Source organism: Angustibacter aerolatus (assembly GCF_054776675.1).
Window position 1 is genome coordinate 54,429 of sequence record NZ_BAAHBM010000004.1, and the last position, 14,258, is coordinate 68,686.

13 protein-coding genes are annotated in these 14,258 nt (G+C 74.0%); 10 read left to right on the forward strand and 3 right to left on the reverse strand.

What is annotated here, in order from left to right:
* The first annotated feature begins 5 nt into the window (after window positions 1–5).
* From ACYVI6_RS02050 to ACYVI6_RS02080, 7 genes are all read left to right on the forward strand, one after another.
* Window positions 6–1,319, forward strand: coding sequence for an ABC transporter substrate-binding protein (locus ACYVI6_RS02050; RefSeq protein ID WP_460444772.1), 1,314 nt, complete (start codon window positions 6–8; stop codon window positions 1,317–1,319).
* Window positions 1,316–2,272 (forward strand): carbohydrate ABC transporter permease, encoded by a 957-nt coding sequence (locus ACYVI6_RS02055; RefSeq protein ID WP_460444773.1) that lies wholly within the window; start codon window positions 1,316–1,318, stop codon window positions 2,270–2,272. The genes ACYVI6_RS02050 and ACYVI6_RS02055 overlap by 4 nt, the downstream gene beginning before the upstream one ends.
* Window positions 2,269–3,087 (forward strand): carbohydrate ABC transporter permease, encoded by an 819-nt coding sequence (locus tag ACYVI6_RS02060; protein WP_460444774.1) that lies wholly within the window; start codon window positions 2,269–2,271, stop codon window positions 3,085–3,087. The genes ACYVI6_RS02055 and ACYVI6_RS02060 overlap by 4 nt, the downstream gene beginning before the upstream one ends.
* 9 nt (window positions 3,088–3,096) lie before the next feature.
* Window positions 3,097–5,502, forward strand: a complete 2,406-nt coding sequence (locus tag ACYVI6_RS02065) for a beta-xylosidase/alpha-l-arabinosidase (protein WP_460444775.1) — start codon at window positions 3,097–3,099, stop codon at window positions 5,500–5,502.
* A gap of 4 nt (window positions 5,503–5,506) precedes the next feature.
* Window positions 5,507–6,478 (forward strand): acetylxylan esterase, encoded by a 972-nt coding sequence (locus ACYVI6_RS02070; protein ID WP_460444776.1) that lies wholly within the window; start codon window positions 5,507–5,509, stop codon window positions 6,476–6,478.
* A complete protein-coding gene (locus ACYVI6_RS02075) occupies window positions 6,475–7,833 on the forward strand; it encodes an FAD-binding protein (RefSeq protein WP_460444777.1) in 1,359 nt (452 codons plus the stop codon). Before ACYVI6_RS02070 ends, ACYVI6_RS02075 begins: the two co-directional genes overlap by 4 nt.
* Before the next feature lie 97 nt (window positions 7,834–7,930).
* Entirely contained in the window at window positions 7,931–9,301 is a 1,371-nt protein-coding gene (locus ACYVI6_RS02080) for a sugar porter family MFS transporter (RefSeq protein WP_460444802.1), read from the forward strand.
* Between the two features lie 4 nt (window positions 9,302–9,305).
* Here the strand turns inward: ACYVI6_RS02080 and ACYVI6_RS02085 are convergent, their stop codons facing one another.
* Both ACYVI6_RS02085 and yidD read right to left on the reverse strand, forming a co-directional pair.
* Window positions 9,306–10,058, reverse strand: coding sequence for a sulfite exporter TauE/SafE family protein (locus tag ACYVI6_RS02085; RefSeq protein ID WP_460444778.1), 753 nt, complete (start codon window positions 10,056–10,058; stop codon window positions 9,306–9,308).
* Window positions 10,055–10,474 (reverse strand): membrane protein insertion efficiency factor YidD, encoded by a 420-nt coding sequence (gene yidD / locus ACYVI6_RS02090; protein ID WP_460444779.1) that lies wholly within the window; start codon window positions 10,472–10,474, stop codon window positions 10,055–10,057. The genes ACYVI6_RS02085 and yidD overlap by 4 nt, the downstream gene beginning before the upstream one ends.
* Before the next feature lie 108 nt (window positions 10,475–10,582).
* Between yidD and ACYVI6_RS02095 the strand changes: the two genes are divergently transcribed.
* The 3 genes from ACYVI6_RS02095 to ACYVI6_RS02105 all read left to right on the forward strand — a co-directional run bounded on the left by ACYVI6_RS02095 (window position 10,583) and on the right by ACYVI6_RS02105 (window position 13,217).
* A complete protein-coding gene (locus ACYVI6_RS02095; protein ID WP_460444780.1) occupies window positions 10,583–11,485 on the forward strand; it encodes a matrixin family metalloprotease in 903 nt (300 codons plus the stop codon).
* Between the two features lie 41 nt (window positions 11,486–11,526).
* Window positions 11,527–12,606 (forward strand): 5'-3' exonuclease, encoded by a 1,080-nt coding sequence (locus tag ACYVI6_RS02100; RefSeq protein ID WP_460444781.1) that lies wholly within the window; start codon window positions 11,527–11,529, stop codon window positions 12,604–12,606.
* Between the two features lie 104 nt (window positions 12,607–12,710).
* Window positions 12,711–13,217 carry an Hsp20/alpha crystallin family protein gene (locus tag ACYVI6_RS02105; protein ID WP_460444782.1) on the forward strand — a complete coding sequence of 169 codons (507 nt, stop codon included), beginning with the start codon at window positions 12,711–12,713 and terminating at the stop codon, window positions 13,215–13,217.
* Between the two features lie 65 nt (window positions 13,218–13,282).
* Here ACYVI6_RS02105 and ACYVI6_RS02110 read toward each other — a convergent pair whose 3' ends face one another.
* Window positions 13,283–14,257, reverse strand: a complete 975-nt coding sequence (locus tag ACYVI6_RS02110; RefSeq protein WP_460444783.1) for an NADPH:quinone reductase — start codon at window positions 14,255–14,257, stop codon at window positions 13,283–13,285.
* Between the last annotated feature and the right edge of the window lies 1 nt (window position 14,258).

Genomic DNA, 14,258 nt, shown 5'->3' on the forward strand with positions numbered 1-14,258 from the left:
CGACGATGAACCTACGCTCACGGCTCCTCCGCCCCGCAGCAGCGGGTGTCGCGGCGGTGGCCGCCCTCACCCTCGCGGCGTGCGGCGGCGGCAGCGCACCGGCGGCGTCCAGCCGGCCGGCGAACGAGATCCACGTGCTCGTCTACGGCGACGCGGCCAACAAGGTCGAGAAGCAGCTGATCGCGACGTACAACAAGACGGCGAAGGTCAAGGCGGTGCTCGACACCATCCCCGGCGCCGACTACCAGACCAAGCTGCAGACGATCATCAACACCAAGCAGGCGCCGGACGTCTTCTTCAACTGGGGCGGCGGCTCCATCCAGCCGTTCGTCAAGGCCAACCTGCTGCTGCCGCTGGACGAGATGATCAAGCAGGACCCGCAGCTCAAGGCGGCGTTCCTGCCCTCGGTGTTCGACACCGCTGTCGTCGACGGCAAGGCGTACGGCGTGCCGATGCGCGGCACCCAGCCGGTGCTGATGTTCAGCAACCAGAAGGTGCTGCAGGAGAACGGCATCAGCGCGCCCAAGACGTGGGACGAGCTGCTGAGCGCCGTGCAGACGCTCAAGGGCAAGGGCATCACGCCGATCGCCCTCGGTGGCGGCGACCAGTGGCCGACCCTCATGTGGTTCGAGTACGTCTACGACCGGGTCGCCGGCCCCGACCTGTTCAAGAAGGCGCTGGGCGGTGACAAGGAGGCGTGGGCGAGCGACGACAGCAAGAAGGCGCTCGCGATGCTGAAGCAGCTCATCGACGCCGGCGCGTTCGGCAAGAACTACGACTCGGTGAAGTTCACCGACGGCGGTTCAGCGGCGCTGCTCGCCAAGGGCAAGGCCGCGTTCGAGCTCATGGGCTCGTGGGAGTACTCGACGCAGCAGGACGCCAGCCCGGCCTTCGCCAAGAAGGACCTCGGCTACTCCTCGTTCCCGACGATCGCCGGCGGCAAGGGCGACCCGGCGAACCTGGTCGGCAACACGAACAACTTCTACTCGGTGCTGAAGAACACCAGGTACCCGGACGCCGTCCGCGACTTCCTGAAGATCCAGTACTCGGACGAGTTCGTGAAGGCGCAGCTCGGCGTGGGCAACCTGCCCACGACCACCAACACCGAGAAGTTCCTCGACGCCTCGGCCAGCCCCGAGTACTCGAAGTACCAGTACGACCTGGTGAAGGCGGCCCCCGCGTTCCAGCTCAGCTGGGACCAGGCGTACCCGCCGGCTGCGATCACCCCCATCCACCAGGCCGTGCAGCAGTTCTTCAACGGCGGCCTGGACGCCGACGGGTTCGTGCAGGCCATGCAGGCGCTGCCGCCCGCGGCATGACGTCGCTCGCCACGCCGACCGGGACGGGCGCCACGGCGTCCGCCCCGGTCCGGCGGGGCCGCCCGGCGCGCTCGAGCGGTCCGGACGTCGGCCGGCCCAGCGTGGTCTGGGCGCTGCCGGCCACCCTGTTCTTCACCGTCTTCGCGATCGTGCCGCTCGTGCTGGTGGCGGTGCTGTCGTTCGTCAGCTGGGGCGGGCTCGGCCCGCCGCAGTGGGTGGGCCTGCAGAACTGGCAGGCGCTCGTGCACGACCCGGTGATGGTCAAGAGCCTGTGGCTGTCGCTGCTGCTCACCGGTCTCGGGCTGGTGATCCAGACGCCGCTCAGCATCCTGATCGGCACCTGGGCCGCCGGGCCGCAGCGCAATCGCGCGATCCTGTCGGCGATCTACTTCGTGCCGCTGCTGCTGTCGGCCGCCGCGATCTCGGTGCTGTGGCGGGCGCTGCTCGACCCGAACTTCGGGGTGCCGGCGCAGGCCACCTGGCTGTTCGGTGACGGCAACCTGTTCGGCAGCCGCTCCGGCGCCATCGCGGTGCTGGCGTTCGTCGGCACCTGGCAGTTCACGCCGTTCCACACGCTGATCTACCAGGGTGCGGCGCGTGCCGTGCCGCAGGTGCTGTACCAGGCGGCGCAGATCGACGGCGCCGGCCGGGTGCGGCAGTTCTTCGCGATCACGTTGCCGCAGCTGAGGAACGCGGCGATCACCTCGATGATCCTGATGGTCGTCGGCGGGCTCACGACGTTCGACACCGTGCTGATCCTGACCCAGGGCGGCCCGGGCACCGACACCACGATCACCGCGTACTACATGTATCAGAAGGCCTTCAAGGCGTTCGACTACGGCACGGGCAGCGCGATCGCCCTGGTGCTCGTGGTCGTCGCCACCCTCGTGTCGACGATCGTCGTGCGGGTGTCGGGGTACGACAAGATGCGCAGCGACCTGGAGGGTGTGTGATGCAGCGCCCCAACTACGCGGCCGGGATCGCCGCCACGCTGTGGCTGCTGGTCGTCGCGATCCCCGTCTACGTGCTGGTGAACGCCACCCTCAAGACGCGCACCGACTACACGGCGTCCGGCCCGCTCTCGCCGGCCTCGCACGTCACCTTCGACAACTACGTGACGGCGGTGACCGGCGGGTTCGGTCGCTACCTGCTGAACACGCTCGTCGTCACCGTCGCGGTGGTCGCGATCGTGCTGCTGCTGGTGCCGCCGCTCGCCTACTCGGTGGTGCGCAGCCGCAACCGCGCGGCGACGGTGGTGTTCCGGGTGTTCCTGCTCGGCCTGGCCATCCCCGCGCAGGCCGTCGTGGTGCCGGTGTTCTACGTGATCAGCTCGGCCGGCCTGTACGACAACCTGCTCGGCGTCATCCTGCCGACGGCGGCGTTCGCGCTGCCGGTGTGCACGCTGGTGCTGGCGGGCACCATGCGCGACATCACCTCCGAGCTGTACGAGGCGATGGCGATGGACGGCGCGTCGTCCACCCGCACGTTCCTGCGGCTGGTGCTGCCGCTGTCGCGCGGTGGCATCTCGACCATCGTGGTGTTCTCGGCCCTGCAGGCCTGGAACGGCTTCCTCTTCCCGCTCATCCTGACCCAGAGCGAGTCGACGAAGGTCGCCACGCTCGGCCTCTACAACTTCCAGACCCAGTACGGCATCAACGTGCCCGGCCTGCTCGCGGCCGTGGTGCTCTCGATGGTGCCGGTCCTCCTCGTGTACCTGTTCGCACGCCGGGCCCTCGTGCAGGGCCTCATGGGCGTCGGCGGAAAGTAGCCCTGACACATGACGCTCGACAGCAGCACGTCGGCACCGCCGGCGTGGCACGACACCGCCCTGCCGGTGCCCGACCGGGTCGAGGCCCTGGTGGCCGAGATGCGGCTGGAGGAGAAGGTCGCGCAGCTGGTCGGCGTCTGGGTCGGTGCGTCGGCCGAGGGCGCCGAGGTCGCTCCGCACCAGCACGACATGGAGGACGTCGTCGACCTGGACGCCCTGCTGCCGCAGGGGCTGGGCCAGCTCACCCGGCCGTTCGGCACCGCGCCGGTCGACCCCGCGCTCGGGGCGCTGTCGCTCATGCGCACGCAGCAGCGCATCGTCGGCGCCAACCGGTTCGGCATCCCGGCGGTCGCCCACGAGGAGTGCCTGGCCGGCTTCGCCGCCTGGGGCGCGACGGCCTACCCGGTGCCGCTGTCGTGGGGTGCGACGTTCGACCCGGAGCTGGTGCGGCGCATGGCCTCTGCGATCGGTGCGGACCTGCGCTCGGTCGGCGTGCACCAGGGGCTGGCGCCGGTGCTCGACGTCGTCCGCGACGCCCGCTGGGGCCGGGTCGAGGAGACGGCCGGCGAGGACCCGTACCTCGTCGGCACCATCACCACGGCGTACGTCGAGGGCCTGCAGTCGGCGGGTGTCGTGGCGACGCTGAAGCACCTGGTCGGGTACTCGGCGTCCCGCGCGGGGCGCAACCTGGCACCGGTGTCGATGGGTACCCGTGAGCGCGCCGACGTCATGCTGCCGCCGTTCGAGATGGCGGTGCGAGCCGGGGCGCGCTCGGTCATGCACGCCTACACCGACACCGACGGCGTGCCCTCGGCCGCCGACGAGTCGCTGCTGACCGGCCTGCTGCGCGACGACTGGGGCTTCGAGGGCACCGTGGTCGCCGACTACTTCGGCATCGGGTTCCTGCACCTGCTGCACGGCGTCGCCGGCACCTGGGGCGAGGCGGCCACCGCGGCGCTGACCGCCGGGGTCGACGTCGAGCTGCCCACGGTCAAGGCGTACGGCGAGCCGCTGCTGGAGGCGGTGCGCTCCGGTGCGGTCGACGAGGTGCTGGTCGACCGGGCGCTGCGGCGGGTGCTGACGCAGAAGGCCGAGCTCGGGCTGCTCGACCCCGACTACGACCCGACGCCGCCGGTGCTGCGCGGGCGCGGCGACGCGCAGCCGGCGGGAGCCGTCGACCTCGACGGCCCGGTGAACCGGGCCCTGGCGCGCGAGGTGGCCGAGCGGTCGGTCGTGCTGCTGCGCAACGCCGGCGTGCTGCCGCTGCGGCGCAGGGGCGCCGTGCCGCGACGACTCGCGGTGGTGGGCCCGAACGCCGACACCGTCGACGCGCTGCTCGGGTGCTACTCGTTCCCGCTGCACGTGGGGGTGCAGCACCCCGACGTGCCGGTCGGCATCGAGCTGCCCACGCTGCTGCAGGCGCTGCGGGCCGAGCTGCCCGAGGTCGAGGTGACGACGGCGCGGGGCACCGGGGTCGACGACGGCGCGACCGACGGCATCGCGGAGGCGGTGCGGGTGGCCGAGGCCGCCGACGTCGTCGTGGTCGCGCTCGGCGACCGGTCGGGGCTGTTCGGGCGGGGCACCAGCGGCGAGGGCTGCGACGCAGCCGATCTCGCGCTGCCGGGCGCGCAGCAGCAGCTGCTCGACGCGCTCCTGGCGGCCGGCACCCCGGTCGTGGTCGTGCTGCTCGCGGGCCGACCGTACTGCCTGGGCGCCGCGGCCACCGAGGCGGCCGCCGTCGTGGCGGCGTTCCTGCCCGGCGAGGAGGGGGCCGGTGCCGTCGCCGGCGTGCTGAGCGGCCGGGTCGCCCCGGAGGGCCGGCTGCCGGTGAGCCTGCCGGCCCGCCCGGGCAGCCAGCCCACGACGTACCTCGCGGCGCCGCTCGACCGCCGCAGCGAGGTGTCGGACGTCGACCCCACCCCGGCGTTCGCCTTCGGCCACGGCCTGACCCTCACCGAGTTCACCTGGGGCGCACCGACGGTCCAGACCGACGAGGTCGACACGGCGGGCACGGTGCGCGCCGCCGTGACCGTCACCAACACCGGCGACGTCGCCGGCACCGAGGTGGTGCAGGTCTACCTGCACGACCCGGTCGCCTCGGTGGTGCGGCCGGTGCAGCGGCTCGTGGCGTACGCCCGGGTGCCGCTCGAGCCCGGCGCCTCGGCCACGGTCGACGTCGCGCTGCCGGCCGACCTGACGTCGTTCACCGGTCGCGACGGACGCCGGGTCGTCGAGCCGGGCGCGATCGAGCTGCGGTTCGGGGCCTCCAGCGCCGACGTCCGCGGCGCCGTCGAGGTGCTGCTCACCGGGTCGCTGCGAGTCGTCGACCACCGGCGGGCGCTGCACCCCGACGTCCGGGTGTCGCACGCAACGGCCCCCCAGCGCGACGGCGGCGGTGGCGAGGGTCCAGGCTGAGCCGGTGCACAGCGACCTCGGGCCGGACGCGCTCGACACCTATCGCAGCAGCGTGCGGGCGCCATCCGACCTCGACGCCTTCTGGAGCGAGACGCTCGAGCAGGCCCGTGCCGCCGACCGGCCGCCCGTCGTCGAGCCCGTCGACACCGGTCTGCGCACCCTCGACGCGTTCGACGTGTCGTTCGCCGCCTTCGACGGCCAGCCGGTGCGCGCCTGGCTGCGGCGTCCGGCCGGGGTCGACGGTCCGCTGCCGACGGTGGTCGAGTTCGTGGGCTACGGCGGCGGGCGCGGGCACGTGCTGTCGAACCTGCTCTGGGCCAGTGCCGGGTACGCCCACCTGCTGATGGACACCCGTGGGCAGGGGTCGACGTGGAGCACCGGTGACACGCCGGACCTCGCGCCGGCCGGCCCGCAGGTGCCCGGCGTCATGACGCGCGGCGTGCTCGACCCGCGCACCTACTACTACCGCAGGCTGTTCACCGACGCCGTGCGCGCCGTCGACGCCGTCCGCGCCCTGCCCGGCACCGACCCCGAGCGCATCGCGGTCACCGGCATCTCGCAGGGCGGCGGCACCGCGATCGCCGTCGCGGCGCTGGTCCCGGAGGTGCGCGCCGTCGTGGCCCGGGTGCCGTTCCTGTGCGACGTCGCGCACGCGCTGACCGTCACCGACGCGTACCCGTTCCGCGAGCTGACCGACTACCTCGCGACCCACCGGCACCACGTCGACGCGGTGCTGCGCACGCTGTCGTACGTCGACGGCGTGGTGCTCGGCGCGCGGGCCACGGCCCCCGCGCTGCTCACGGTCGGGCTGATGGACCAGACGGTGCCGCCGTCGACCGTCTACGCGGCGCACCAGGCGTACGGCGGGCCGAAGCGCCTGCAGGTCTGGCCGTACAACGCCCACGAGGGTGGCGGTCCGGACGACGATGCGCTGGCCCTCGACTTCGTCCGCGAGCACCTTGGAGACCCCCGATGACCGCTGCGCCGCAACGGAACTGGTCCGGCAACATCACGTTCCGGCCGGCCGAGTACGCCGAGCCGACGACGCTCGACGAGCTGCGCCGGCTGGTGACGGGGTCGCGCCGGGTGCGGGCGCTCGGGTCGCGGCACTCGTTCAACGAGGTCGCCGCCACCGACGGCACGCTGGTGTCGCTGCACCGCATGCCGACCGTGGTCGACGTCGACTCCGAGCGCCAGGTGGTGCGGGTCAGCGGCGCGACCCGGTTCGGCGAGCTCGGCACCGACCTGGCCCGCCAGGGGCTGGCGCTGGCCAACACCGGCTCGCTGCCGCACATCTCGGTGGCCGGCACGGTCGCGACCGGCACCCACGGCTCGGGGCGCACCAACCGGGTGCTGGCGGCCGGCGTCCGCGCCCTGCACCTGATGGGTGCAGACGGTGAGGTGTCGCTGGTGTCGCGCGACACGGTGGGCGACGCGTTCGACGGCAGCGTGCTGGCCCTGGGCCGGCTCGGCATCGTGACCGAGCTCGAGGTCGACGTCGAGCCGACCTTCGACATCGCCCAGACCGTGGTGATCGACGTGCCGGACGACGCCGTCGGGGCGCGGCTGGAGGAGATGCTGTCGTGCGCCTACAGCGTCAGCGTCTTCACCCGCTTCGAGCCGGGGCGCAACCGGGTGTGGGCCAAGCACCGCGTGCAGCCCGGCGACGTCGCCGACGAGCACGGGGTCGTCGTGGCGCCCGGCCTGGCCGACGACCTGTGGGGTGGCCGGATCAGCGACGTCGAGCAGCACCCGGTCGAGGGCGTCGACACCGCTGCCGCGTCGCCGCAGCTCGGGGTGCCGGGGCCGTGGAACGAGCGGCTGCCGCACTTCCGGCTGGAGTTCACCCCGAGCGTCGGCGACGAGCTGCAGACGGAGTACCTGCTGCCGATCTCCGCGGCGCCGCAGGTGTGGGCCGGGCTCATGGCGCTGCGCGAGCGGCTGGCCCCGCTGGCGCTGACGTGCGAGCTGCGGGCGATCGCGGCGGACCCGTTGTGGCTCAGCCCGACCCAGGGCGTCGACGCGCTCGCCGTCCACTTCACCTGGCACCCGCGGATGGCCGAGGTGACGCCCGTGCTGGAGTCGTTGGAGGCGCTGCTGCTGCCGCTCGGGGCCCGGCCGCACTGGGCCAAGGTGTTCGCGCTGCCGGCCGAGCAGGTCGGTGCGCTGTACCCGCGGCTGGCCGACTTCCGGGCGCTGGTGGCCGAGCGCGACCCCGAGGGCCGCTTCGGCACCGACCTGGTCGACCGCTGGCTCGGTCTGCCCTCGTCCGCTCCCGCTGGCGGGGTCGGCAGCCCTCTGGTCGACTCGGCACAGCCGCCTCGCCGGTGAGGCGGCACTCGGGGACGGGGACGGCATGACGGATCAGGGCGTGCGCCGCGAGGCGCAGCAGGGGCAGCAGACGCAGGGCGGCGGGTTGACCGGTGTGGTGCTGCTCGCCGCGGTGATCTCCGCGGTGTCGGCGCTGCTGTACGGGTACGACACCGGCATCGTCTCCGGTGCGCTGCTGCAGATCCGCGAGGACTTCGACACCGGCAGCGGCATGGAGCAGGTGATCGCCGCCAGCATCCTGCTGGGCGCCGTGATCGGGGCCCTGGTCTGCAGCCGGCTGTCGGAGCAGCTCGGCCGGCACCGCACGATCCTCATCGTCTCGGTGGTGTTCGTGGTCGGTGCGCTGGCCTGCGCGGTCGCGCCGTCCGCCGCGCTGCTGTCGGTGGCCCGTATCGTGCTCGGCTTCGCGGTCGGCGGCGCCACGCAGACCGTGCCGATGTACGTCGCCGAGCTGGCCCCGGCGCACAACCGAGGGCGCCTCGTGCTGACGTTCCAGGTCGGCATCGGCGTCGGCATCGTCGTCTCGACGCTGGTCGGTGCCAGCCAGTCGCTGTCGTGGCGGGTGTCGATCGGCCTGGCCGCCGTGCCGGCGCTGCTCATGCTGCTGGTGTCGCTGCGCATGCCGGAGAGCCCGCGCTGGCTGGTGAAGGCGCGCCGTGCCGACGACGCCGAGGGCGTGCTGCGCCGCATCCGCGGCACCGACGACGTGCGCGCCGAGCTGCGCGAGATCGAGGAGCTCGACGAGGAGGAGCGCGACGCGGCCGACAAGCAGCGCGGGTGGCGGGGTCTGAAGCAGCCCTGGGTGCGCCCGGCGCTCGTCGTCGGGTGCGGCATCGCCGCGTTCACCCAGCTGTCGGGCATCGAGATGATCATCTACTACGCGCCGACCATCCTGACCGACAACGGTTTCAGCAAGAGCGACGCCCTGCTCGTGAGCGTCGCGCTCGGCGTCACCTACCTGATCATGATGATCGTCGGGCTCTCGATCGTCGACAAGGTCGGCCGCCGCCGACTGACGCTCATCATGGTGCCGGGTGCCGCTCTGTCGCTGGGGGTGCTCGGGGCGCTCTTCGTCACCGGGCACAGCGGCCGCGACAGCGTGCCGTTCATCGTCGCCTGCCTCATCGCCTTCATGTTCTTCAACGCCGGTGGGCTGCAGCTGATGGGCTGGCTGACCGGGTCGGAGATCTACCCGCTGCCGGTGCGCGGTGCCGGCACCAGCGCCCAGGCGGCGACGCTCTGGACGGTCAACACGATCATCACGTTGACGGTGCTGTCGGTGATCAACCTGATCGGGGTCGGTCAGACGTTCTGGCTGTACGCGCTGTTCAACGTCGCGGCCTGGCTCTTCGTCTGGCGCAAGATGCCCGAGCTCACCGGCCGCAGCCTCGAGCAGATCGAGGGCAACCTGCGCAAGGGGTCGTTCTCGCCCAAGGACTTCGCGACCAAGGACGTCGACGTCCGCTGAGCCCTCAGCGGACGGCGAGCCAGCCGGCCAGCCCGAAACCGCCCAGGGCGACGGCGACGCGGAGCGGGCGCTCGGGCAGCACGCGCACGACCTGTGGCCCGAGCCAGCTGCCGGCGAGCAGCCCGACCGACAGGGCCAGCACGGCAGACCACTCGACCGGGGCGACGAGCACGTAGACGACGGCCGCGACCAGGTTGCCGGCGCCGGTGACGATCGTCTTCACCGCGTTCGTGACGGCGAACGGTTCGGTGCGCCGCAGCGACAGCACCGCCAGCATGATGATGCCGGCGGCGGCGCCGAAGTAGCCGGCGTAGACGCCGACCGCCGCGACGGCGACGCCCCACGGCCAGGCCCGGCCGACGTGATCCGGGGTCGGACGTCGGGCAGCCGCCCAGGCGCGCACGCGATCGCGGGCCAGCAGCAGCGCCGAGCCCAGGGCGACCAGCCACGGCACCACCGCCTCGAAGGCGCTCGCCGGCAGCCGGAGCAGCAGCACGGAACCGAGCGCGCCCCCGGCTCCTGCGCAGAGGCTGCCCAGGAGCAGCCGGCGTCCGGTGCCGCGCAGCTCGCGTCGCGACCCGACCGCCGACCCGGCGAGCACCGTCGTCATCGCGGTGGTGTTCGTGACGTTCGCGGCCAGCGGCGGCAGCCCGAAGGCCAGCAGCGCGGGGTAGCTCACCAGCGACGCGAGTCCCGCCACCGTGCCCACGAACCCGGCGCCCAGGCCGGCGAGGACGAGCAGCAGGTGCGCCGTCACCCCGTGCGTCCGCAGCGCCGCAGCCGCTGCACGGTGCGCCACCCGCCACGCAGCGCGCCGTCCGATCGCAGCGCCTGCAGCGCGTACGCGGAGCAGCTCGGGGTCATCGGGCAGCAGGCCGGGCGCCGGGCGCTGAGCAGCAGCTGGTACGCCCGCACCCGCCGCCACAGCACCCGGGCGACCCGACCCGACGGCTGCGCCGGCGCACCGGTCGGCACGTACCGCTCGGCCCGCAGCACGACGGTCGCGAGGGTGCCGAACCAGGTGAGCGTGAACAGGTTGCCCGCGTCGCAGCAGCACTCGACGCCGTCGAGGACGTCGCAGCCGTCGCGACGACGGCGCCGTTCGCGGCGGGTGCGTCCGAGGCGTCCGAGGCGTCCGCCGCGCGACCACGGGAGTCGGTGTCGCGCGGCCACGGCGGCAGCGTAGGGCCGGGCTGCGCCGTCCGGGTGAGCGGCGCTCCAGCCGACGCGACGACGCGCCGAGGGGGTGCCGTGGGGGGACCGGATCGGAGCCAGCGCGAGATGCTGCGACGGCTCGAGGAGCTCGACCGCTTCGACGAGCGGGCCAGGGCAGCCGGCGTCGACCCGCTGCGCGCGTGGCTCGACGTGCAGAGCCGCCCGGCGCCGCGCCGCTCGTGGCTGCGGGAGCACGCAGTCACGGTGGTCGTGGTCGCCGTCGTGCTGGCGCTCGCGGGCTGGTTCGGCGTCCCCCGGTACCAGCACGACCGGCAGGCCGCGGTGGCCGCGGCGCGGCAGGCCGACCGTCCGACGGCGGGGGTCGGCGAGCGCTCGGGCCGGGTGCTGCCGGCGGTGCCGGTGTCGACCCAGGGCGAGCACGCGTTCCTCCAGACGCAACCGGACGGCGGACCCGTCACGTGGGACCCGTGCCGCGAGATCCACTACGTCGTCTCCGGCACCGGCCCGCCCGGTGCCGACGCGCTGGTGGCCGGCGCCATGAGCCTGGTCACGCAGGCCTCGGGGTTGCAGCTGATCGCCGACGGCAGCACCACCGAGCTCTCGGACTTCAGCCGTCCGAAGCTCCAGCCCGAGCGGTACGGCGACCGCTGGGCCCCCGTGCTGGTCGCCTGGACGACGCCGGAGCGGGAGCCCGACCTGGCGGGCGGCGTCGTCGGCCTGGGGAGCGGGCTCGTCGCCGCCGACCGCTCGGGTCACGGCACCTACGTCAGCGGCGCGCTGGCCCTCGACACCGCCCAGATCAGCGAGGTCCTGGCGCGCGACCCCGGTGGCCATCGGGTGTCGGCGGTGGTCATGCACGAGATGGGTCACGTGCTGGGCCTGGCGCACGTGACCGACCCGACGCAGCTGATGGCGCCCGCCGCGTCGGCGTCGAACACCGTGCTGGGAGCCGGCGACCGGCAGGGCCTGGCGCTGCTCGGTGCCGGGCGGTGCGCGCCGACCCTGTAGCCGCGGCCCGGTCTGTCGGTGCCGCGTTGCACACTGGACCGGTGAGCGAGCCAGCCGACGTCGAGCCGCAGCGCATGCTGCTCGCCGTCGACGGCAACAGCCTGCTGCACCGGGCCTACCACGGCGGGTTCGGCACCGACTGGCGCGACGTCGAGGGCCGGGCGAACTGGGCGCTGCGCGGCGTGCTGCGGATCATCGGCGCGGCGGCCGACCGGCTGGCCCCCGACGCGCTCGTCGTCGGCTTCGACCACCCCGAGCACTCGCACCGGCGCGTCGAGTACCCGGCGTACAAGGCGGGCCGCCCCGACAAGCCGGCCGAGCTCGTGGCTCAGCTCGCGGACGCCCCGGAGGTGATGTCGGCGGCCGGCATCGGCGTGGTCGTGCCCGACGGGTGGGAGGCCGACGACGTGCTGGCGTCCGGCGCCGCGCTGGCCGGGCGCAGCGGCTGGCGGTGCACGGTGCTGACCAGCGACCGCGACTCGTTCGCGCTCATCGACGACACCACCTGCGTGCTGCGGCTGCTCGACGGCGGCGTCGAGGGCTCGCCGCTGCTGACCCCGGGACGGCTGCAGCTGCTGTGCGGCGTGCGGGCCGGGCAGTACACCGACTTCGCGGCGCTGCGCGGTGACAGCAGCGACAACCTGCCCGGCGCGGTGGGCATCGGCCCCAAGGCGGCGGCCAAGCTGCTCGCCGTGTTCGACGGCGTCGACGACGCGCTCGCCGCCCTCGACGGCGGCCGGGCCGCCGAGGTCGAGGCGGCGATCGGCGTCGCGGCCACCCGGCGGCTCGGCGACCCCACCTCGCGCGAGAACGTCGCCCGCAACCAGCGGCTCATGACGATGCGCCGCGACCTGCCGATGCCGGCGCTCGGCGACCTGCACCTGCCGCTCGACGCGCACCGCCTGCAGTCGGCGCTCGCCGAGCGGGCCCTCGCCCTGGGCCGGGCGCTGTGGCCGCTCACCGGGCAGGTGCCGATGGAGGTCGCGGCGCAGGCCGAGGCCGAGCGCGAGGCCGTCGACCTGCCGCCCCGCTCGCGTGCCTGGACGCCGACGCCGACGCCCGCGCCGGCGAAGGCGCCCGCACCCGAGCCGGCCGACGAGCAGCTCAGCCTCTTCGGCTGATCGCCGAGGGCGAACGGTCCGCGGGACTGAGTCGGGTCGACTCAACGTTGTGCTCAGCAGACGGCCGGCCACCACCGCCGGCCCGAGCACCACGAGGAGCCACCATGACCACCCTGACCACCTGGACCCGCCGCGACCCGTTCGCGCAGCTCGACGGCCTCGACGCGCTGGTGCGTCGCAGCTTCGGCCCGATGACGGTCCGCACCCCCGTGCGCCCGACCGGCTTCGTGCCCGCCGCCGAGGTGCTGCGCGACGGTGACGACGCCGTCGTCCGCCTCGAGCTGCCGGGTGTCGACGTCGAGCGCGACGTCACGGTCGAGCTCGACCGCGGCCGGCTCGTCGTGAGCGGCGAGCGCCGTGACGAGCGGGCCGGGCAGCGCGGCCGCAGCCTCGGCGAGGTCCGCTACGGCCGCTTCACCCGCGCCTTCACCCTGCCCGAGCACGTCACCGGCGAGTCGCTCACCGCGACGTACGACGCCGGGGTGCTGAGCGTCCGCGTCGCCGGCGCGCACGTCGGTCGCGAGCCGCAGCGGGTGTCGATCAGCGTCGGCCAGCCGGCCGACGTCCGGTCGGACGCGCAGCCGGAGGGCGAGCAGGTCGACCAGGCCTGAGCACCGCAGCCGCACACGAGGCCCGGCCCCGCACCGCGGGGCCGGGCCTCGCTGCACCCGCGGCGTCAGACGTCGATCACGACCTTGCCGACCGCGCCCTGCTGCACGGCGTCGTGCGCGGCGGCGACGTCGTCGAGCGAGAACCGGTGCAGGGGCGGGACGACGAGGGTGCCGGCGGCCACGGCCTCGCTGACCCCGGCGACGGCGGCGTCGAGGGCGCGGTCGCCGATCGTGTAGACGAGCACGAACTTCCAGCTGACGTTGCCGAGCATCGAACGCCGGCCCGGCACCGGCACCGGCTCGCCGTCGTCGGCGTAGCTGGCCACGACCAGGTGCGGCGCACCGACCTGCAGGTTCAGCTCGGCGTTGGACGCCGGGGCGACCTCGACCACGCGCGAGACGCCGTCCGGGGCGGCCGCCCGCACCGCGCGGGCGGTGTCGTCGACCGACCCGGCGCGGTAGTCCACGACCGCGTCGGCACCGGCGTCGCGGGCCGCGGCGGCCTTCTCGTCGCTGCTGACCGTCGAGACCACCGTCAGCCCGGCGGCCTTCGCCAGCCGGATCGCCGCGTTGCCGACGGCGCCGGCGCCGCCGCTCACCAGCACCGGTCCGTCGACCGGGCCGTCGGCGAAGAGGCAGTGCCACGCGGTCATGGCGGGGATGCCGATGCTGGCTCCGAGGTCGAACGAGGCGCCGTCGGGCAGCGGCACCGCCTGCCGCGCGGGCACCACGGTGTACTCGGCGGCGGTGCCCCACGGGCGCTCGCGGGCGGCGAACCAGAGCCACACCCGCTGCCCGACGCGGCCGGGGTCGACGCCCTCGCCGACCGCCTCGACCGTGCCGGCGCCGTCCTGGTCGGGCACCTGGAACCCGCCGGGCACCTCCCCCTCGCCGTCCCGCGCCTTCCAGTCGGTGGGGTTCACGCCGCTGACGGCGACCCGCACCAGCACCTCGCCGGGGCCGGGCCGCGGCGTCTCGAGCTCCTCGACCCGCAGCACCTCGCTGGCGGGTCCCTTCGTCCGGTACACGGCTGCACGCATC